At 69.4% G+C, this 20,075-nt stretch carries 16 protein-coding genes; 12 read left to right on the top strand and 4 right to left on the bottom strand.

The window, feature by feature from the left end:
- Positions 1-102: 102 nt before the first annotated feature.
- The 3 genes from F8O04_RS08775 to def are packed head-to-tail and all read left to right on the top strand — an operon-like array spanning position 103 to position 5,457.
- Positions 103-3,537, top strand: a complete 3,435-nt coding sequence (locus F8O04_RS08775) for a pyruvate carboxylase (RefSeq protein WP_158028851.1) — start codon at positions 103-105, stop codon at positions 3,535-3,537.
- 1 nt (position 3,538) lies between these two features.
- On the top strand, positions 3,539-4,969 hold the full coding sequence (locus F8O04_RS08770; RefSeq protein WP_225734927.1) for a mycothione reductase: 1,431 nt from the start codon (positions 3,539-3,541) through the stop codon (positions 4,967-4,969).
- Entirely contained in the window at positions 4,966-5,457 is a 492-nt protein-coding gene (gene def / locus F8O04_RS08765; protein WP_158028850.1) for a peptide deformylase, read from the top strand. Before F8O04_RS08770 ends, def begins: the two co-directional genes overlap by 4 nt.
- A gap of 4 nt (positions 5,458-5,461) precedes the next feature.
- On the opposite strand, the gene F8O04_RS08760 is transcribed toward def, so the two are convergent.
- Positions 5,462-7,282: an AMP-dependent synthetase/ligase gene (locus F8O04_RS08760; protein WP_158028849.1), complete on the bottom strand. Its 1,821-nt coding sequence runs from the start codon at positions 7,280-7,282 to the stop codon at positions 5,462-5,464.
- 196 nt (positions 7,283-7,478) lie between these two features.
- Between F8O04_RS08760 and F8O04_RS08755 the strand changes: the two genes are divergently transcribed.
- The 3 genes from F8O04_RS08755 to F8O04_RS08745 all read left to right on the top strand — a co-directional run bounded on the left by F8O04_RS08755 (position 7,479) and on the right by F8O04_RS08745 (position 10,729).
- Positions 7,479-8,207 carry a lysophospholipid acyltransferase family protein gene (locus tag F8O04_RS08755; RefSeq protein ID WP_158028848.1) on the top strand — a complete coding sequence of 243 codons (729 nt, stop codon included), beginning with the start codon at positions 7,479-7,481 and terminating at the stop codon, positions 8,205-8,207.
- Positions 8,208-8,305: 98 nt separating this feature from the next.
- Positions 8,306-9,685, top strand: coding sequence for a class II 3-deoxy-7-phosphoheptulonate synthase (locus tag F8O04_RS08750; protein WP_373285857.1), 1,380 nt, complete (start codon positions 8,306-8,308; stop codon positions 9,683-9,685).
- A 201-nt stretch (positions 9,686-9,886) separates the two neighbouring features.
- A complete protein-coding gene (locus F8O04_RS08745; RefSeq protein ID WP_158028847.1) occupies positions 9,887-10,729 on the top strand; it encodes an SDR family NAD(P)-dependent oxidoreductase in 843 nt (280 codons plus the stop codon).
- A gap of 47 nt (positions 10,730-10,776) precedes the next feature.
- Here the strand turns inward: F8O04_RS08745 and pknB are convergent, their stop codons facing one another.
- Together pknB and F8O04_RS08735 are read right to left on the bottom strand one after the other, a co-directional pair.
- A complete protein-coding gene (gene pknB / locus F8O04_RS08740; RefSeq protein ID WP_225734997.1) occupies positions 10,777-12,789 on the bottom strand; it encodes a Stk1 family PASTA domain-containing Ser/Thr kinase in 2,013 nt (670 codons plus the stop codon).
- A 47-nt stretch (positions 12,790-12,836) separates the two neighbouring features.
- The gene (locus tag F8O04_RS08735) at positions 12,837-13,406 is read right to left on the bottom strand and encodes a LysM peptidoglycan-binding domain-containing protein (protein ID WP_188726194.1); all 570 of its coding nucleotides are present in this window, start codon (positions 13,404-13,406) and stop codon (positions 12,837-12,839) included.
- A gap of 140 nt (positions 13,407-13,546) precedes the next feature.
- On the opposite strand from F8O04_RS08735, the gene F8O04_RS08730 reads away from it, so the two are divergent.
- Entirely contained in the window at positions 13,547-13,915 is a 369-nt protein-coding gene (locus tag F8O04_RS08730) for an Rv2175c family DNA-binding protein (protein ID WP_225734926.1), read from the top strand.
- Between the two features lie 133 nt (positions 13,916-14,048).
- Here the strand turns inward: F8O04_RS08730 and F8O04_RS08725 are convergent, their stop codons facing one another.
- Positions 14,049-15,125 (bottom strand): polyprenyl synthetase family protein, encoded by a 1,077-nt coding sequence (locus tag F8O04_RS08725; RefSeq protein ID WP_158028844.1) that lies wholly within the window; start codon positions 15,123-15,125, stop codon positions 14,049-14,051.
- A 92-nt stretch (positions 15,126-15,217) separates the two neighbouring features.
- Between F8O04_RS08725 and F8O04_RS08720 the strand changes: the two genes are divergently transcribed.
- From F8O04_RS08720 to F8O04_RS08700, 5 genes are all read left to right on the top strand, one after another.
- A complete protein-coding gene (locus F8O04_RS08720; RefSeq protein ID WP_158028843.1) occupies positions 15,218-15,643 on the top strand; it encodes a DUF3040 domain-containing protein in 426 nt (141 codons plus the stop codon).
- 326 nt (positions 15,644-15,969) lie between these two features.
- On the top strand, positions 15,970-16,401 hold the full coding sequence (gene mraZ / locus F8O04_RS08715; protein WP_158028842.1) for a division/cell wall cluster transcriptional repressor MraZ: 432 nt from the start codon (positions 15,970-15,972) through the stop codon (positions 16,399-16,401).
- Between the two features lie 138 nt (positions 16,402-16,539).
- A complete protein-coding gene (rsmH, locus tag F8O04_RS08710) occupies positions 16,540-17,547 on the top strand; it encodes a 16S rRNA (cytosine(1402)-N(4))-methyltransferase RsmH (RefSeq protein ID WP_158029175.1) in 1,008 nt (335 codons plus the stop codon).
- A gap of 257 nt (positions 17,548-17,804) precedes the next feature.
- Entirely contained in the window at positions 17,805-18,230 is a 426-nt protein-coding gene (locus F8O04_RS08705; RefSeq protein ID WP_158028841.1) for a hypothetical protein, read from the top strand.
- Between the two features lie 62 nt (positions 18,231-18,292).
- Entirely contained in the window at positions 18,293-20,068 is a 1,776-nt protein-coding gene (locus tag F8O04_RS08700; RefSeq protein WP_158028840.1) for a peptidoglycan D,D-transpeptidase FtsI family protein, read from the top strand.
- The last annotated feature ends 7 nt before the right edge of the window (positions 20,069-20,075 follow it).

The raw sequence follows: 20,075 nt of genomic DNA, 5'->3' as shown, positions 1-20,075 counted from the left end.
GCGAGCTCCCGCGGATGCCGTGCGCGTCCGAGGGGCGGGGCTGCCTTTAGGCTGTCTGCCACTGGCAGAACATGCGCGATGACGCGCAGGAGGGCGGCACAGATGTTCAGGAAGATCCTCGTAGCGAACCGCGGCGAGATTGCGATCCGCGGTTTTCGCGCGGCCGTTGAACTGGGAGTCCGCACGGTCGCCGTCTTCCCTTACGAGGATCGGAATTCGCTGCACCGCCTGAAGGCGGACGAGGCGTATCAGATCGGCGACATCGGACATCCGGTCCGCGCCTACCTGGACGTCGACGAGATCATCCGCGTGGCGCGCATGAGCGGGGCCGACGCGATCTACCCCGGCTACGGCTTCCTCAGCGAGAATCCCAACCTTGCGCGTGCGGCCGCCGAGAACGGCATCACCTTCATCGGTCCGCCGCCCCGGGTGCTCGAGTCGGCGGGCAACAAGGTCACGGCGAAGCAGCAGGCGATCGCCGCCGGCGTGCCCGTGCTCGCCTCGTCCGATCCGACGACCGACATCGAGGCGCTCCTCGCGGCGGCCGATGACATCGGCTTCCCGATCTTCGCGAAGGCCGTTGCGGGCGGCGGCGGGCGCGGCATGCGTCGCGTCGAGCGCCGGGAAGACCTGCGGGCGGCGCTCGAGTCTGCCATGAAGGAGGCCGAGACGGCCTTCGGCGACGCGACCATGTTCCTCGAGCAGGCCGTGCTGCGGCCCCGGCACATCGAGGTCCAGGTGCTGGCCGATGCGCACGGCGAGACCGTTCACCTGTTCGAGCGCGACTGCTCCGTGCAGCGGCGACACCAGAAGGTCATCGAGATCGCCCCGGCGCCGAACCTGGACGACGGCATCCGTGAAGCGCTCTACCGCGACGCGGTCGCCTTCGCGCGATCGATCGACTACGTCAACGCGGGGACCGTCGAGTTCCTCGTCGACACCGCGGGCGAGCGGGCGGGAGACCACGTCTTCATCGAGATGAACCCGCGGATCCAGGTCGAGCACACCGTCACGGAGGAGATCACCGACGTCGATCTCGTCCAGGCGCAGATGCGCATCGCGGCGGGGGAGCGGCTCACCGACCTCGGGCTGAGCCAGGAAGAGATCCGGATGCACGGGGTCGCACTGCAGTGCCGGCTGACGACGGAAGACCCGACCCAGGACTTCCGCCCGGACACGGGGACCATCACGACGTACCGCTCGGCGGGTGGCTCCGGCATCCGCGTCGACGGCGGCACGATCGCGACGGGCGCCGAGGTGTTGCCGCACTTCGACTCGATGCTCGCGAAGCTCACGGCCAGAGGTCGCAGCTTCGAAGCGGCGACGGCGCGCGCGCAACGCGCGCTCGCCGAGTTCCGCATCCGCGGCGTTGCCACCAATATCCCATTCCTGCAGCAGGTGCTCGCCGACCCCGACTTCCAGCGCGGCGACGTGTCGACGAGCTTCATCGAGGAGCGCCCGCAGTTGATGCGGTACAAGCGCTCGCGCGACCGCGGGACCAAGCTCATGAACTGGCTCGCCGACGTCACGGTCAATGCGCCGAACGGCAATCGGCCCACGAGCGTCGAACTTCGATCGAAGTTGCCCGCGGTCGACCTCGCGCGCCCGGCCCCCGACGCCGGCCGGCAGCGGCTGCTCGACCTCGGACCCGCGCGCTTCGCAGCCGAGCTCCGGGAACGCACGTCGCTCGCGGTCACCGACACGACATTCCGCGACGCGCATCAATCCCTCTTGGCGACGCGCGTCCGCACCAAGGATCTCGTGACGATCGCGCCGCACCTCGCGCGACAGACTCCGGAGCTGCTGTCGATCGAGGCGTGGGGCGGCGCGACCTACGACGTCGCCCTGCGGTTCCTCGGCGAGGATCCGTGGGATCGCCTCGCCGCACTCCGCGAAGCCGTGCCGAACATCCCCCTGCAAATGCTCCTGCGGGGCCGCAACACGGTCGGATACACGCCATATCCCGCCAAGGTCACCGACGCGTTCGTGCGCGAGGCAACGTCGACCGGAATCGACATCTTCCGCATCTTTGACGCCCTCAACGACGTGTCGCAGATGCGCCCCGCGATCGACTCGGTGCTCGAGACGGGCACGTCGGTCGCCGAGGTCGCCCTGTGCTACACCGGCGACCTCTCGAACCCCGACGAAACGCTGTACACGCTCGACTACTATCTGCGGCTCGCCGAGCAGATCGTCGACGCCGGTGCCCACATCATCGCGATCAAGGACATGGCCGGGCTGCTCCGCCCACAGGCGGCGCGCACGCTCGTCTCGGCGCTCCGCGCACGCTTCGACCTGCCGGTGCACCTGCACACCCACGACACGGCGGGCGGTCAGCTCGCCACGTTGCTCGCCGCGAGCGAGGCCGGCGTCGACGCGGTCGACGCTGCGAGCGCGCCGATGTCGGGCACGACCAGCCAGCCGAGTCTCTCGGCGCTTGTCGCCGCCCTCGCGAACTGCGAGCGCGACACCGGCATCGACCTCGAGCGCGTCACCGACTTCGAGCCCTACTGGGAGGCCGTTCGTCTCGTCTACCGACCCTTCGAATCGGGCCTGCCCGGTCCGACGGGCCGCGTGTACACGCACGAGATCCCCGGCGGCCAGCTCTCGAACCTTCGCCAGCAGGCCATCGCGCTCGGCCTCGCCGACGATTTCGAACGCATCGAGGACATGTACGCGGCGGCCGATCGCATTCTCGGCCGCATCCCCAAGGTGACCCCTTCGTCGAAGGTCGTCGGCGACCTGGCCCTGCATCTCGTCGCCGTCGACGCCGACCCGGCTGATTTCGAGGCGAACCCGGGCGCGTACGACGTTCCCGACTCGGTGATCGGATTCATGGCCGGCGAGCTCGGCGAGCTCCCGGGCGGCTGGCCGGAGCCGTTCCGGTCGCGCGTGCTCGCCGGCCGTGAGGTGCAGGTGCGCGACACCGAGATCTCGGCGGATGACGAGGCCGCGCTCGACGGCGACAGTGCAACGCGGCGCCGCACCCTCAACCGCCTGCTCTTCCCGGGGCCCACGAGCATCTTCGAGGACACGGTCGAGCTCTTCGGCGACCTGTCGGTGCTCGACACGCTCGACTACCTCTACGGCCTTGAGCCCGGTGAGGAGCACGTCATCGACATCGCGCCCGGCGTGCAGCTCTACGTGGGGCTCGAGGCGATCGGCGAGCCCGACGAGGCGGGGATGCGCACGGTCATGGCGACGCTGAACGGCCAGCTTCGCCCCGTGTTCGTTCGCGACCGATCGATAACGGCCGACGCCGCCGAGCGGGAGCGCGCCGACCCGGGCAATAACGGGCACGTTCCGGCGCCGTTCTCGGGCGTCGTGACGCTGCACGCGGAACCCGGCCAGACCGTCGAGCGGGGGGCGACGGTCGCCACCATCGAGGCCATGAAGATGGAGGCGGGAATTACCGCCCCGGTGGCCGGTACGGTAGAGCGGTTGGCGATCGACTCGCCGAGCGAGGTCGCGCATGGCGATCTGCTCTTGGTCATCGCCCCGGGCGCGAGTCGTGCGGGGCTTGTTGGGAGTGAATGACATGGGCACGGCGAGCGCCGGAATCGACGAGGTGGAGCTGCTCATCATCGGCGCAGGCTCAGGGAACTCGATTCCGACGCCGCAGTTGTCCGCCCTCTCCATCGCGATCGTCGACGACGCGCCCTGGTTCGGCGGCACGTGCCTGAACGTGGGGTGCATCCCCACCAAGATGTTCGTCCACGTCGCCGATGTCGCCCGGAGCGCGCGCGACGCCGAGCGGCTCGGCCTGCGGAACGTGCACATCGACGTCGACTGGCCCGCGATCCGCGACCGCGTCTTCGGCCGCATCGATGCGATCGCGATGTCGGGCGAGGAATATCGTCGCTCCGGTGAGCCGAATGTGTCGCTCGTGCGCGAGTCGGTGCGCTTCACGGCGCCTCGCGAGGTCGAGACCGACTCCGGTCGGCGCATCCGGGCCGAACGCGTCGTGATCGCGGCGGGCTCCCGTCCCCGCGCGCATCCCGCCGTGCCGCCATCGCCGCGCGTGCTCACGTCGGACGAGATCATGCACATCGACGCACTGCCGGCCCGTCTCGCGATCGTGGGCGGCGGCGTCGTCGCGGTCGAGTTCGCCGCGATGTTCGAGGGCCTCGGGGTCGAGGTCGTGCAGATCGCGCGATCGACGCTGCTGCGCGACCTCGATCCCGAGCTTCAGGGGCGGTTCATGGCCGCGGCGGCGGCCTCGTGGGAGGTGCGGAGCGAGACCAACGTCGTGGCGTCGACCGAGACGGCCGACGGCGTGCGCCTCGAGTTGAGCGACGGCAGCGCCGTCTCGGCCGAGCTCGTGCTCGTCGCGATCGGCCGCGAGCCGAACACCGACAGGCTCGGCACCGAGGACGTCGGCTTCGATCACCACCCCGACGGGCGCCTCGTCGTCGACCGTTACCAGCGCGTGCTTTCCGGAGGCGAGGCGACGGCGGGCGTTTTCGCGCTCGGCGACATCGACGCGGCACACCAGTTGAAGCACGTCGCCAACCATGAGGCGCGCGTCGTACAGGCCAACCTTCTGGCCGGGCCGGACGCGCCCGAGGTGAAGCTCGTCGCGAACGACCTCGCGCCGGTTCCGAGCGCCGTGTTCTCGGCGCCGCAGGTCGCGTGGTTCGGCGAGACCCTCGCGACGGCCGAGCAGTGCGGCTTCGACGCGTTCGAGGTGCTGCACGAGTACGCCTGGACCGCGTGGGGCTGGGCGCTCGAAGACCGGGACAGCTGCTGCAAGCTGGTGGTCGAGGCCCTCACGGGGCGACTGCTCGGTGCCCATATCATCGGTCCGGATGCTCCCGTGCTGTTGCAGCCCCTCGTGCTGGCGGCGTCGAACGGCATGTCCGTGCGTGGCCTCGCGCGATCGCAGTACTGGCCGCATCCGGCCGCGTCCGAAATCGTCGAGAACGCGCTGCTGAAGGCCGAGGATTACCTTTTGGGGGCGGTGACATGACGGTCAGAGAGATCCGGCGCTACCCCGACCCCGTCCTGCGGCAGCCGGCCGCGCAGATCGTCGACATCGACGACGGTGTCCGGGCGCTCGTTCGTGACCTGCTCGAGACGACCGACATGGAGGGGAGGGCCGGCGTCGCGGCCCCGCAGATCGGGGTCGGTCTTGCGGTCTTCAGTTACAACATCGACGGAGAGGTCGGCTATCTCATCAACCCCGTGCTCGAGTCGGCATGGGGCGAGCAGCGCGAGATCGACGAGGGATGCCTGTCGGTGCCGGGCATTTGGGCGAAGGCGCCGCGGTACGAGTTCGCGCGCGCCCGCGGCATCGACCTCGAGGGCGCGGAGGTCGTGCTCGAGGGCGAGGGTCTCATGGCGCAGATGCTGCAGCACGAGACCGACCATTTGCGCGGCGTCGTCTACCTCGACGTGCTCAGCAAGGAACAGCGTCGCATGGCCTTGAAGCAGGTGCGCGAGAGCGACTGGTTCTAGGCGGCTACTGGAGCGTCACGCCCTGCGTGGGCGGTGCGGCGTCGTAGAGGCCCTTGATCACGGGCTCGTACCGTTCGAGCACGGCGTGCCGTTTGATCGAGAGCTTGGGGGTCAGAGTGCCCTTCACCTCCGTGAAGTCGTCGTCGAGCACCACGAACTTGCGAATCGACTCGGCGCGGCTCACGCGGGAGTTCGCCGTATCGACGATCTCTTGGATGGCCGCCAGCACGGTCGCGTTGTGCGCGGCGTCGGCGATCGACAGGTCCGGGTCTTGGCCGCGGGCCTCGAGCCAGCTCGGCAGCATCTCCGGGTCGAGCGTCACGAGCGCCGAGATGAAGGGGCGCTGGTCGCCGACCACGACGACCTGACTGATGATCGGATGCGCGCGGATCGGGTCTTCGAGGACGGCCGGTGCGACGTTCTTGCCGCCGGACGTGACGATGATCTCCTTCGACCGGCCCGTGACGGTGATGTAGCCGTCTTCGTCGAGGGTGCCCAGGTCGCCGGTCTTGAACCAGCCGTCTTCGAACGATTCCGCCGTGGCATCCGGATTCTTCCAATACTCGCGGAAGATGTTGATGCCCTTCGCGAAGATCTCGCCCTCGTCGGAAATTTTGACGGAGACGCCCGGAAGCGGCGGCCCGACGGTGCCGATCTTGAACTTCTCCGGCCGGTTGACGGAGATCGGGGCGGTCGTCTCGGTGAGGCCGTAGCCTTCGAGGATGTCCATGCCGATAGCCCGGTAGAAGTGGCTGAGGCGGTCGCCGAGGGGCGCGGATCCCGAGACGGCGTGTACGACGCGGCCGCCCATCGCGGCGCGCAGCTTGCTGTAGACGAGCTTGTCGAAGAGCTTGTGCTGCAGTTTGAGGCTCAGCGGCGTCCGTCCCCCGTCGAGCGAGTGCGAGTACGCGACGGCAACGGCGGCGGCGCGCCGAAAGATCTTGCCCCGGCCCCCGACCTCGGCCTTGTGCTCGGCCGAGTTGTAGACCTTTTCGAAGACCCTGGGCACTGCGAGCAGGAACGAGGGCTTGAACGACCCCAGCGCCTCCACCAGCTTGGTGGTGTCGTGCTGGTGGCCGACCTTGACGCCGCCGTACACGCAGAGCACCGAGATGAAGCGGGCGAAGATGTGCGCGAGCGTGATGAACAGCACCGTGGACGACTCACGATGGATGAGGGCGCTGAGCGGACCGACCACGTTGCGCGAGAGCTCGACGAAGTTCGAGTGGGTCAGGACGCAGCCCTTCGGCCGCCCGGTCGAGCCCGACGTGTAGATGAGCGTCGCGACGTCATCCGCGTTCGCGAGGCTGCGGCGCTCCTCGAGCGTCTCGTCCGTGACGCTCGCGCCCGCCTGCCGCAGCTTGCCGAGGCCGTCGTCGTGCAGGGCGTAGCGCAAGCGCATTCCCGTGATGAGCTCACCGAGCTCGCTGAGCTTCTCATCGTGCTCCGGCCGGTGGGTGATGAGCCCCTTGGCGCCCGAGTCTTCGATGATCCAGCCGATCTGCGACGCGGAACTCGTCTCGTAGATTGGCACCATGATGGCGCCCGCGAACCACAGCGCGAAGTCCACGAGCGTCCACTCGTAGCTCGTCTGGCCGATGAAGGCGATGTGGTCGCCCGGCTCCACCCCGTCGGCGATGAGCCCCTTGGCCACCTCGGCGACCTGGCGGTGGAACTCCGCGGCCGTCACGTCTCGCCAGCCGTCGCCGTCGGGCAGGGCGAAGATCGCGTGCTCGGGATCGGTGCGAACCTGCGAGAGCAGGAGGTCGGTCGTGTTCCACGTGGGCTCCGGCGCGACACCGGCCGGCATTTCGAATTGCTGCATCGTTGGTCCCCATCGAGCTCCGGCGAGCTCCGTCGATCGCCTGGATAGACAGTGAGTGTGGCCGGGCGGATACCCCGGCCTACGGTTCACTGTATCGGCCGCAAGGTCGGCAAACGCCGGATTGCATGCGATCGCGTCTCAACCGAGATGACGACGCCGTTACACTGTGAGTCTCCGACATTCCCGGGAGCGTTCGATGTTTTATTGGCTGCTGCACCGCCTCATCGCGGGGCCGATCCTCAAGAGCGCCTTCCGACTCCAAATCGTCGGGGCGGAGAGCGTGCCGAAGAAGGGCGCCGTCATCCTCGCCTCGAACCATCTCTCGGTGATCGATTCGATCTTCCTGCCGCTGACGATCAACCGGCACGTCTCGTTCCTCGCCAAGATCGAGTACTTCATGGGTACGGGCGTCAAGGGTTGGGCGATGCGCCAGTTCTTCCTCGCGACGGGGATGCTGCCGATGGACCGTTCCGGGGGCAAGAAGAGCGAGGCCTCCCTGCAGAAGGGCATCGAGGTGCTCGACAAGGGAGAGGTCCTCGGCATCTACCCGGAAGGCACGCGCAGCCCTGACGGACGCCTGTATCGAGGCCGCACGGGTATCGCACGCATGGTGCTCGAGGCGAAGCAGAACGTCACGGTTGTTCCCGTCGTCATGGTCGACACCGAGAAGGTGATGCCGATCGGCGAGAGCGTGCCCCGTCTTCGCAAGGTCGCGGTCGTCTACGGAAAGCCCATCGACTTCTCGCGGTATCGCGGCATCAAGGCCGACCGGTTCCTCCTGCGCTCCATCACCGATGAGATCATGAGCGAGTTGCACGCGCTCGGCGATCAGCAGTTTCGCGACGTCTATGCGTCGACGGTGCGGCAGCAACTCGAGGGTCCACGTTCGAGCGCCGCACCGTCGCCTTCGGCCTCAGCGGCGTAGGCAACGCCGCCTGCCGCCACGAAGTACACTCGGGCGACGGACACATCCTCCTTGCGCGCCCCGTATCGCCGGGCGCCACGAACGATCACGAACGGTTCATGCAGATTCTCGACAGCGCCCTTGGCACCTCAGCAGCTCCCGCTCCTATGCATCCAGAGCTGGACGCCTGGCGCGACTACCCCATCAAGCAGCAGCCGAACTGGCCTGACGCCGCGCACATCGAGCGCGTGCGGGCCGAGCTGACGAAGCTGCCTCCGCTCGTGTTCGCGGGTGAAGTCGACCGGCTGCGCGACCGGCTGGCGTCGGCCGCCGCGGGCGAGGCGTTCGTGCTGCAGGGCGGCGATTGCGCCGAGACGTTCGCCGGTGCGACGGCCGACAAGATCCGCGCGCGCATCCGCACGATCCTGCAGATGGCGGTCGTGCTCACGTACGGCGCGTCGATGCCGGTCGTGAAGATGGGCCGCATGGCGGGCCAGTTCGCGAAGCCGCGCTCGAAGGACATCGAGACGCGCGGCGATGAGACGCTGCCGGCGTACCGCGGTGACATCGTCAACGGCTTCGATTTCACGCGCGATGCGCGCACCCCCGATCCCGAGCGAATTCTCCGGGGGTACCACACGGCGGCCTCGACGCTGAACCTCGTACGCGGCTTCACGACAGGCGGCTTCGCCGACCTCCGCGAGGTGCACGAATGGAACCAGGGCTTCGCGCGCAACCCCGCGATGGCTCGCTACGAAGCGCTCGCAGCCGAGATCGACCGCGCGATCCGGTTCATGGCCGCGTGCGGCGCCGACTTCCAGTCGCTGCGCGACGTCGAATTCTACGTCGGCCACGAGGGGCTCCTCATGGACTACGAGCGGCCGCTCACGCGCATCGACTCTCGCACCGACCTGCCCTACGACACGTCGGCGCACTTCATCTGGATCGGCGAGCGCACGCGCGGCCTCGACGAGGCGCACGTCGAGTTCTTCCGGCACGTGCGCAACCCGATCGGCGTGAAGCTCGGGCCCACAACGACGCCTGAAATGATGATGCAGCTGGCCGATGCCCTCGATCCCGACCGCGAGCCCGGCCGCCTGACGTTCATCACGCGCATGGGGGCCGGGAACATCCGGGAGGCGCTGCCGCCGCTGCTCGAAGCGTCGAAGCGGGAGGGGATCACGCCCCTGTGGATCACTGACCCGATGCACGGCAACGGCATCACGACGCCCAACGGCTACAAGTCGCGCCGCTTCGACGACATCGTTGACGAGGTGAAGGGTTTCTTCGAGGCGCACCGCGCGGCTGGGACGCACCCCGGTGGCGTGCACGTCGAGCTGACGGGCGACGACGTGACGGAGTGCCTGGGTGGCTCGGAGTTCATCGACGAGGCGACGCTCGAGTCGCGCTACGAGACGCTGTGTGATCCGCGGCTCAACCACATGCAGTCGCTCGAGCTCGGCTTCCTCGTGGCGGAGGAGCTGCGCCGCAGCAGCTGAGTCCCGGACACGGCGGCGCGGCGGGCGACCGGCCGTCGCGTCGTCTCGTGCGAGCCCTCGAGGCGGCGTCAGGCCCGAACCTGAGACGGCGCCCGTGCTTCCGCGCCGCGGAACTCAGGCCGCGGGCGACGGCCTGGATCGGCAGACTGGCGTCCGCCGAGCGCCGGGCGATGTCGCCCGGCCGACCCAAGGGAGTGCTTCATGACCGAGACCCGCGTCGCGATGATCACCGGATGCGGAAAGCCGGACGGAGCGGGGCAGGGGATCGCCCGCAGGTTGGCCGACGACGGGTTCGCGATCGTCGCGACGGACCGCGCGCCGGCCGGTGTGCCGAACGCGGGGCAGGTCGTCGCGACAGCGGAGTCGGGGCTCGACCGGCTCGTCGCCGACCTGAGGGCGGGCGGCACCGAGGCGGTCGCGGTGCTCGGCGACATCGGGGAGCGCGATGACGTCGAGCGCATGTTCGCCGAGGTCGACGCCGCGTTCGGGCGGCTCGACGTGCTCGTGAACAACGCCGCGATGCCGCAGGGTCCCGACCGCGCCGACGTCGCCGAGGTGCCGCTCGAGGCCTGGGACGAGTCGCTGCGTATCAACCTCACCGGCACGTTCCTCATGTGCCGCGCCGCCATCGCCAGGATGCGCGAGCGGCGGTACGGCCGCATCGTCAACATCTCCTCCATGGCCGGTATCACGCCCGCCGCACGCTCTGCCGCGTACTCGGCGACGAAGGCGGGCGTCCTCGGACTCACGCGCGCGCTCGCGATGGACGTCGCCGCGTGGGGGATCACCGTCAACGCCATCGCACCCGGCCTGGTCGGAACGAGCCGCTCGATGCTCGGGCGCTCGGAGCAGGACCGTGAGCAGGTGCTCGCGCAGTGGGCAGATCGCATCGCCGTCGGCCGCGTCGGGATGCCCGAAGACGTCGGCAACGCCGTGTCGTTCTTCGCCGATGAGCGAACGAGCCACGTCACGGCGCAGGTGCTGCAGCTCGACGGCGGTGGGTCGAACACGTTCGGCGGGAGCAAGCCGCCCGAGAAGCAGTAGCAGCTCGGAACGCCTGGACCTTTCTCGGCGCGATTCCGCGGGAGGGGCTACCGCACCGTGAGCTGAACCGTCGTGTTGGCGACGTCGCTCTCGGGCACCTCGGTGTTCGCGCCCGGTGTCTGCGCCGTGACGACGGCGATGCCGACGAGCGGGGGAGCCACCTTGTGGTCGGCCTTGAACCCTGCGGCTTCGAGCGCCGACACGGCCTGCGAGACGGTCATGCCCACGACATCCGGCACCTGCACGATCGGCTCGGGGCCGAGCGAGACCGTCAGGTTGATCGTGTCTCCGGGCCGAACGGGGTCGGTCGTCGCCGTCGCCGCGACGACGTTGCCGGCAGGCACGTTGTCGGAGTACTGGTTGGCCGCGACCTCGCCCTTCAGGCCGACGTCCTCGAGCTGCTGAATTGCGCTGCCCTGTCCGTAGCCGACGACGTCGGGGACGATACCGGCCGACACGACAAGACGGATCGGCTGCTGCTCGGCCATCTCTGCGGGCAGGGGGCCGCCCTGTCCGTCCGTCGCCGCGAGCACATCGCCCGCCTTGACATCGGAGAACTGATAGATCGTCGTGTTCTCGTCGTACGTGAACCCGGCCTGCTCGATCGCGAACTGCGCCTGCGTCTCGGTCAGGCCCACAACGTCCGGAACCTCGATCACCGCCGGGCCCGACGACACGACCAGGTCGATGAGCGTGCCCGGCGCGGCGTTGACGCCGGCGTCGGGCGACATGCGCATGACCTGTCCCTCGGGAGTCTCGAGCGACGGCTCCTCGGCTACCTCGCCGACCGCGAATCCGAGCGCCTCGATGTTTGCCTGCGCCTCCTCGAGCGACTGGCCCTTGACATCGGGCGTCGCCTCGTAGGAGCCGGGCCCGGCGAGGAAGTACCAGCCGGCGCCACCGCCGACGAGGGCGAGCACGAGCACGATGACGATCGACGCCGCGAGCCACCGACGCCGCGCGCGCGTGCGGGTCTGCGGCTCGGCCGGCTCGCCGTGGGCCGCATCATCGACCGCAACCAGATCGCCACCGTCGCGCTGTACGAGCCCGGCCCAGAGGGCCTGCGAATCATTGTCCTCCGACGTGTCGGTCGCGACGAGCACCTGCGTCGACGGGTCGGTCGGCTCGCCGTCGCGCCAGTCATCCCAGTTCACGGATTCGCCGCTGGCGATGATCGGGTCGCGGGACTCGTTGCCGATCGGCACCCCCGCAACGGTGGACGGGGTAGAGCCCGGCCTCCCGCTGAGATCGGACTCGGCCTGTCGCAGCGCGGCGAGCATGGCGCCCGCGTCGGCCGGCCGCTCATCGGGGTCGCGCTCCGTCGCCCACGCAACGAGGTCGTCGAGCTCGCCCGGCACGTCTGGTTGCACGTCACTCGGCGGCGGCACGTCCTCGTTCGCGTGCCGGTAGGCGATGTTGACGGGCTGGTCGCCGCGGTACGGCTGCTCGCCCGTGAGCATCTCGTACATCATGATGCCGAGCGAATAGATGTCGCTGCGGATGCCTGCGGTGCCCTTCGTCACGAGCTCTGGGCTGAGGTACGCGATCGTGCCGAGCAGCACCTGGCCCGACGCGGTGTTGGCGCTCGCAGCCCGCGCGAGCCCGAAGTCGCTGAGCTTAATGCGGCCATCGTCGGCGAGCAGCACGTTCTCGGGCTTGAGGTCGCGGTGGACGATGCCGACGCGGTGCGCGGCCTGAAGGCCGGACAGCACCGCGTCCATCACATCGATGGCCTGCTCTGAGGTCAGGCGATGGTGGTCGTGCAAGAGGTCGCGGAGCGTGATGCCCGGCACGTACTCCATGACGATGTACGCGAACGACTGGTCCTCGCCCTGGTCGTACACGTTGACGACGTTGGGATGTTGCAGCTTCGCTGCCGCACGCGCCTCACGGATGAACCTGGCGCGGAAATTGTCGTCGGCAGCGAGGTGGTCGTGCATGATCTTGATCGCGACGCGGCGCTCGAGGCGCAGGTCGGTCGCGACGTACACGGTAGCCATGCCGCCGCGGGCGATGAGCGACCGGATCTGGTACCGACCGTCGATTAAACGGCCGATCATGTCATCCGGATTGGCAGGGCTCACGGAGAGCAGGGTAGTCGGGATGCTCATCGGCTGCGCCCAGAAACTCCGCTGGCGCCGCCGCCGGCCGTGGTTCCCGCGTCGACCGGCACTTCGCCGGTGTCGCGCGGGTCCGTCGACGTGGGCACGACGAGCACGACCCCCGGCGTCACGCACGACGCGGTCGCGAGTCCGTTCGCGGCCAGGAGGACACGGGTCGAGACGCCGAAGCGCCGGCACAGGTCCGCAACGCTTTCACCTGGCATCACCGCGTGCCGCGTGATGTCAACGGGCTCGAGGCGCCGCGCTTCACGGCAGCCGGCACCACCCCGCTCGACAATGAGTTCGGTCCCGGGGACGGGCTCATCGCGCAGCCGCATGCCGTTGCGCACGAGCAGCGATGCCGCGCTGAGGCCGTGCGCGATCGCGATTGACGCGGCCGTGTCGCCGGGCCTGACGCGGTACGTGCGCGGCGCGCGCGGCGACGCCGCTGCAGTGACCGTCGCTGCGGCCGCCCGCGCTGCGCGGCGCCGGGGGTGGGTGGCGTCGGCGAGTCGTCGCGCGCCGAGACGCAGCGCGGCGGCGAGGGGGTGAGTGGGGTCCATCGCGATCGTCATGCGCATCCCTTCCCGGGGCGTCGGCCGGTGCACCGAGTGATGTGACGAGTGTGACTGATGTTGTGTAAGTGTCACGCGATGTTGGCTGGCGTGTCGGCATTGTCGTGACGAGCGGGGCCACTCCGTGCGACGATGTCCTCGTGTCTGACGCGTCCGCTCCCTCCGTGTCCGCCGTGTACGCCGCTCGTGAGTGGCTGACGCTCCCGCAGGTCGGTGACCTGCTCGGGCTCTCCGCCGGCAAGGTCTCGAGACTCGTGCAGGAACGGCATCTGCTCAGTCTCCGCATCGACGGCGAACCCCGGGTGCCGGCCGACTTCCTCAAGGATGGCGAGCCCGTTCCCGGCCTTCGCGGCACGCTCATACTGCTGTTCGATGCCGGACTCAGCGACGACGAGATCATGACCTGGCTGCTCACCGACGACGACGCGCTCGGCGCGGCGCCCGTGGACGCCCTGCGCGAGGGCCGCAAGACGCAGGTCCGCCACAGCGTGCAACTCCTCGCGATCTAGCCGCCAACCGCCGACCCGTCCGCCGGGGAGCCTGGCAAATCCGGTGTCGCTGGTGCCACGGCGCGGAGGATGCTCGGCGTGTCGCCCGTCTGAGTGCACTCGGAATGCCGCGGTGGCTGCATTCCGGCGAGGCTCAGTAGTCGCGCGCCGCCGTTCGGCGAGCGAGGCGCTCGAGCATCCCGCGCGATGCAGCGTCCAACCCCGCCGAATCGAGCGCCGTCAGCGCCTCGCCGAGCAATCGGGCGATCTCGGCCTCGACGTCGTCGAGCGCGCCGCAGCCGCGGATGCGGCGCTGCAGCTCGGCAACGGTGGCCTCGTCGAGGTCGTCGCGCCCGAGGCGGGCGTCGAACCACTCGCGCTCGGCGTCGCTCGACCGGTCAGAGAAGCGCGCGATGAGATACGTGCGCTTGCCCTCGCGCAGATCGTCGCCCGCGGGCTTACCCATGATCTCCGCGTCGCCGAAGACGCCAAGCACGTCGTCGCGCAACTGGAAGGCGAGGCCGAGTGGCGTGCCGAAGGCGCGAATCGCGTCGACCCGTTCGTCGTCGGCGCCGGCGAGTCTGGCGCCGATCACGAGCGGTGCCTCGATGCTGTACCGGGCCGACTTGGAGACCGCGATCGTGATGGCTCGCTCGGCTCGCTCGCCGACGGGCACCGTCGGCCAGGCATGCTCCTCCGCCACGTCGAGGTACTGCCCCAGTGTCACCTCGACCCGCATCCGCGAGATCTCGCCGCGTGCGGCCTCCGCCGCGGTCGGGTCGACGGCAGCGCACGCCGCGACGAAGAGGTCATCGCTCCAGGTCAACAGGAGGTCGCCCACGAGGATCGCGGCCGCCTCACCGAACCGCGCCCCGTCGCCCGCCCAGCCGGACGCCCCGTGGTGGGCCTCGAAGGCGCGATGCGTCGAGGGGGCTCCGCGCCGAGTATCGGATCGGTCGATGACGTCGTCGTGCGCGAGGGCGGCGGCGTGGAAGAGCTCGAGCGCGGCCGCGGCGTCGGGCAGCGCGGGCGCGTCGGCGGCGCCCATCGCGCGGAAACCCGCGGCGCAGAACTGGGCTCGCAGTCGCTTGCCGCCCGCCGTGAATCGTCGGGCGTGCCCAAAGACGGCATCGAGCTCGCGACTGATACCTTCAAACCGCTCGCGCTGCTCGGCGATCAACTTCGCGAGGCGAGCGTTCACGAGGTCTACCAGCACGGAACTATCAGTCACCTCTCTACCCTAGGGTGCACGCTCCGCATAGAATGGGCGACTGAGTACGCGGGCGTCCGCGTCGTACATGTTCGAAAGGCGTGAGGTCTGCCATGGCACTCTCCGAGCAAGAGCAGCGACTGCTCGATGAGATGGAACGGCATCTCTATCAGAACGAGGCCGACGTGATGTCGACCGCGCCTCGGTCGGCTCAGACCGTCTCGACCCGATCCATCGTGCTCGCCATCCTCGCGGTCGCGGTCGGCCTCGGCATCGTGATGGTCGGGCTCTCGTTCCAGCAGCCCGTCATCGGCATCGCCGGATTCGTCGTGATGCTGCTCGGCGTGCTGCTCGCATTCCGTCGCGGCAACCGCAAGGCGGGCACCGAGAGCGGCTCGGGCGACGACGTGCCGACCGCCACGACGGCCAAGGGGTCGAACGCGACGAAGGGCGGCGCCACCGGCGGCGCGACCGCACAGGGGGGCGGCTTCATGGATCGCCTCGAAGACCGCTGGGATCGTCGCCGCAACGGTGACTGACCTGTGAGGCCTTCGCGGCCTCCACTTCCATCCACTCGCGCACCCTGAGCGCGCAAAGGGCGGGACCGGATCACTCCGGTCCCGCCCTTTTTCGTGCCCTCCCGCCGGCTCGCCCCGCGCCGGCGAGCCGGCGAGCCGTCCGCCCGCGCCACCGCCCGCGCCACCGCTCGCGGTTTCGCTCCACTTCGCTCCACCCGGCACTTCACGCGGAATCTCAAGGAACTCGCAGGCGGTATCCGCGATAAATCGCCCAAAGGGCGACATAGGTGGGGGGATGTGGAGTAAAGTGGAGTTATGCGGATCGACCGAGCGAAGGGAGCGCGTGCATGTTTCTCGGCACGTACTCGCCGAAGCTCGACGAGAAGGGCCGGCTCATCCTGCCGGCCAAGTTCCGCGACGAGCTCGAGGGCGGCCTCGTGATGACCCGCGGGCAGGATCGCTGCGTGTACGTGTTCTCGAACGCCGAGTTCCAAGATCTGCACGACCGCATCCGCCAGGCGCCCGTCACGAGCAAACAGGCGCGTGACTACCTCCGCCTGTTGCTCTCCGGCGCTCACGCCGAGGTGCCCGACAAGCAGGGTCGCGTCACGATCCCCGCGCAGCTGCGCCAGTACGCCGGCCTCGGCCGTGAGCTTGCCGTCATCGGGGCCGGCACCCGCGCCGAGGTGTGGGACGCGACCGCGTGGAACGACTACGTGACCGAGAACGAGGCCGCATTCTCCGAGACCGCCGAGGAGGTGATCCCCGGACTCTTCTGATCGTGCGCCGCGACCCCCAGCCGTTCGCCGCTTCTGAGGCACCTTCCCCGGCAGCAGAACGGATCGCCCTGACACACCTTCCCCGGTGGCAGGACGGAATGGATGGGGATCGGGACGCACGAACAGGGCGGGGCGACGATGACCGACTCGACACCAGCGACGCCGAACGGCAGCGAGGCGGACCGCTCACACGCGGCCGCCGACGTTCACGTCCCCGTGCTCCGCGACCGCTGCGTCGATCTCTTGGCGCCCGCACTTGAGGCCCCAGGCGCCGTGGTCGTCGACGCGACGCTCGGCATGGGCGGTCACGCCGAGGCGCTCCTCGAGCGGTGCCCGACCGTACGCCTCGTCGGGTTCGACCGGGACACCGACGCCCTGGACCTCGCTCGGCGCAGACTCGAGCGATTCGGCGACCGGGCCTCGTTCGTCCACGCGGTGTTCGACGAGCTCGAGCCCGCCCTCGACGACCTCGGCATCTCCGCCATTAACGGTGTGCTGTTCGACCTCGGCGTCTCGTCGCTGCAGCTCGACCAGCCCGAGCGGGGATTCTCGTACGCACGCGACGCTCCGCTCGACATGAGAATGGATCAGTCGGCCGGCACGACCGCGGCCGACATCCTCGCCTCGTACACCGAGGCGGAGCTGCGGGACCTTTTCTACCGGTACGGCGACGAGAAGCTCGCGCCCAGGTACGCGAGCCGCATCGTCGCCGCGCGCGAGCGGGCCCCCATCCGCACGACGGCCGCGCTCGTCGACGTGCTGCAAGCCGCGACGCCCGCCGCCCTCCGCGCGTCCGGTCATCCGGCGAAACGGGTGTTCCAGGCGCTGCGCGTCGAGGTGAACAGCGAGCTCGCGGCGATCGAGCGCGCCGTGCCGGCGGCGATGCGGCGGCTCGCCGTCGGCGGGCGCATCGTTGTCATGTCGTACCAGTCGTTGGAAGACCGGCTCGTCAAGCGATTCTTCCAACGCGCATCCACGTCGACCGCCCCCGCCAGGCTTCCCGTCGAGCTGCCGGAGCATCGCCCCGAGTTCGCCCTGCTCGTCCGCGGCGCCGAGCGGGCCGGCGAATCCGAGGCCGCCATGAATCCGCGAGCCATCCCCGTGCGTCTGCGCGGGGCCGAGCGAGTTCTGAGGCACGAGTCATGACGGCGCCCGCACGCGACAGCCGCACGCGCGCGCGCCGGGCGTCCGCGGCCCCCGCCCGGTCGGTCGGCACTCGGCACCGCGGGGCCGCGACCCAGACGGTCGGGGGGCGCCCTCCTCGGCGTGCGGGGAAGGCGTCGGCGGCCCCGCGCAGGGGTGCTTCCAAAGCGCCGACGCCGGCACCGAACCTGCGACTCGTCCCGGGCATCGCTGTCCGTTCGCGACCGGCACTGAAGTGGGTCATCGCCTCGCTCGCCCTCATGAGCGCCGTGCTCGTCGGACAGCTCGCGCTGAGCATCGCCGTCCAGCAGGGCGCCTACGAGGTCGCGCAGCTCGAGGCGCAGCAGATCCGGCTCGACCGCGCGGCCACCGCGCTCGGCGAGGACGTCGCAGGCCTGAGCTCTCCGCAGCACCTCGCAGAGCAGGCGACCGAGATGGGCATGGTGCCCGGCGAGAGTTTCGCCATCCTCGACACCGGCGCCGGTCAGAGCACGGGCGGCGACTCCGCGGTGGCACCGCCGATCGACCCCGCGCTCGTCGGCAATGAGGCCCTGCACCCAACCGCGCCGAACGCGGCGAACCCGAATGTCGCCCCGGCTGAGGCCCCTGACGGCGATTCGTCCGCCGAGGGCGGCGAGGGTGACGTACCGTCGGCAACCGAACTCGAGGCGCCGACGACCCACTAGCTCGCCTCGACGGACCGGCCCCGTCCGGTCCGCAGGCCGGTGCCACGATCGAAGGGAGCAGCGTGCGGCGCATCTCGATCCGATCCCGCGGCCTCACCATCCTCATCGTGGTCGGCCTCATCGTCGCGGCCTTCGTCGTGCGGCTCGTCGACGTGCAGATCGTCAGCGCGAGCGAGATCAACGCGGAAGCCGAAGGGCGACGCGGCATCACGTCGACCGTCTGGGGCGACCGCGGTCAGATCGTCGACGCCAACGGCACCGTGCTCGCAGGAAGCGTCGATCGTTTCGACATCACGATGTCGCCGCGCAACGCCGGCGCGTTCGAGCGCACCGGGGAGGACGGCCAGACCGTCGAGGTCAGTCGAGACGAGGCACTCGCCGACATCGCGAGCGTCACCGGGCAGGACCCGCAGGAGCTCGTCGAGCTCGTCGACAGCGTGCTCGCCGACGACCCCGACAGCAACTTCGGCTATCTCGTGCGCATGGTCACGCTCGAGCAATACGAGCAGATCAGGGCCCTCGGCATTCCGTGGCTCTACTACGAGCGGCATCCGGCGCGGACTTACCCCAACGGCGCCGTGGCCGGGAACCTCACCGGATTCATGCAGGGCGCCTACGGTGATCCGCTCGCCGGCCTCGAGCTCGCGCAGGACAAGTGCCTCGCGGGGACCGATGGCAGCGTCTCATACGAGGCGGGCGCCGACGGCGTGCCGATCCCGGGCAGCGAGGTGACCGAGGTCGAGATGCAGTCGGGCGGCGACCTCGTGCTCACGATCGACGCCGACACCCAGTGGTACGCGCAGCAGGTGATCGCGCAAGAGGTCATCGCCATGGGCGGTCAGTACGGGCACATCACGGTCATGGACGCCAAGACGGGCAAGCTGGTGGCGGTCGCCGAGTACCCGACCGTCGACCCGAACAACCCGGGGCTCGCCGACCCGGATGCTCGTGGGTCCCGCGCCTTCACGGCACCATTCGAGCCCGGATCGACGATGAAGGCCGTGACCGCTGCGGCCGCCTTCGACCAAGGCCTGTCGACGCCGGACGAGAAGTTCGTGGTACCCGGCCTCTTCGACCGCAACGACGCGACCTTCCGTGACGATTGGGATCACGGCGACATCAAGCTCACGGCCGCCGGAATCATGGCTCGCTCGTCGAACATCGGTATCGCCTTGATGGGGGAGCGGCTCAGCGCCGCCGACCGCTACTCCTACCTCGAAAGATTCGGGCTCGGGCAGACGACCGCCGTCGACTTCCTCGGCGAGGAGCCGGGCACGCTCCACGACTGGCAGGACTGGGACGGCCAGACGAACTACGCCACGATGTTCGGACAGGGCCTCAGCGTGACGGCGCCGCAGATGGCGAGCATCTATCAGGCCCTCGCGAACGGCGGCGTACGCATGCCCGCGCAGTTGATCGAGGGCTGTCGCGCCCCCGACGGCACCCTCACGCCCAACGAAACCGGCGAGCCAGCGCAGGTCGTGTCAGCGGCGGCCGCCGAACAGACGCTCACCCTGCTCGAGGCGACCGCCCAGTCGGGCAGCACTGCCGCCGAGGTCGCCATCCCCGGGTACCGCGTCGGGGTGAAGACGGGCACCGCGGAAGTGTCAGGCGGCGATGGCAGCTACCTGTCCGGGCAGTACATGACGTCGATGGCCGGGATCGCCCCCATTGATGATCCTCGCTACGTTGTCTCGGTATCGATCATGGAGCCGACTACGATGAGGTCGAGTGCCGCGACCGCCCCGGCCTGGCACGACGTCATGGCGTACGTGCTCCAGAAGAACCGCGTGCCGATGTCGCCGCAGCCGTGGCCGCAGATCGCCACGACGTTCTAAATCGTTC

Origin of the sequence: Pseudoclavibacter endophyticus, assembly GCF_008831085.1 — a bacterium.
GTDB classification, from domain to species: domain Bacteria; phylum Actinomycetota; class Actinomycetes; order Actinomycetales; family Microbacteriaceae; genus Pseudoclavibacter; species Pseudoclavibacter endophyticus.
This window is presented reverse-complemented; position numbering and strand designations above follow the sequence as displayed.

Coding starts and splice junctions, on each gene's coding strand:
- F8O04_RS08775 (WP_158028851.1), top strand. CDS start 103: ATGTTCAGGAAGATCCTCGTAGCGAACCGCGGCGAGATTGCGATCCGC.
- F8O04_RS08770 (WP_225734927.1), top strand. CDS start 3,539: ATGGGCACGGCGAGCGCCGGAATCGACGAGGTGGAGCTGCTCATCATC.
- def (WP_158028850.1), top strand. CDS start 4,966: ATGACGGTCAGAGAGATCCGGCGCTACCCCGACCCCGTCCTGCGGCAG.
- F8O04_RS08760 (WP_158028849.1), bottom strand. CDS start 7,282: ATGCAGCAATTCGAAATGCCGGCCGGTGTCGCGCCGGAGCCCACGTGG.
- F8O04_RS08755 (WP_158028848.1), top strand. CDS start 7,479: ATGTTTTATTGGCTGCTGCACCGCCTCATCGCGGGGCCGATCCTCAAG.
- F8O04_RS08750 (WP_373285857.1), top strand. CDS start 8,306: ATGCAGATTCTCGACAGCGCCCTTGGCACCTCAGCAGCTCCCGCTCCT.
- F8O04_RS08745 (WP_158028847.1), top strand. CDS start 9,887: ATGACCGAGACCCGCGTCGCGATGATCACCGGATGCGGAAAGCCGGAC.
- pknB (WP_225734997.1), bottom strand. CDS start 12,789: ATGATCGGCCGTTTAATCGACGGTCGGTACCAGATCCGGTCGCTCATC.
- F8O04_RS08735 (WP_188726194.1), bottom strand. CDS start 13,406: ATGACGATCGCGATGGACCCCACTCACCCCCTCGCCGCCGCGCTGCGT.
- F8O04_RS08720 (WP_158028843.1), top strand. CDS start 15,218: ATGGCACTCTCCGAGCAAGAGCAGCGACTGCTCGATGAGATGGAACGG.
- mraZ (WP_158028842.1), top strand. CDS start 15,970: ATGTTTCTCGGCACGTACTCGCCGAAGCTCGACGAGAAGGGCCGGCTC.
- rsmH (WP_158029175.1), top strand. CDS start 16,540: ATGACCGACTCGACACCAGCGACGCCGAACGGCAGCGAGGCGGACCGC.
- F8O04_RS08705 (WP_158028841.1), top strand. CDS start 17,805: ATGAGCGCCGTGCTCGTCGGACAGCTCGCGCTGAGCATCGCCGTCCAG.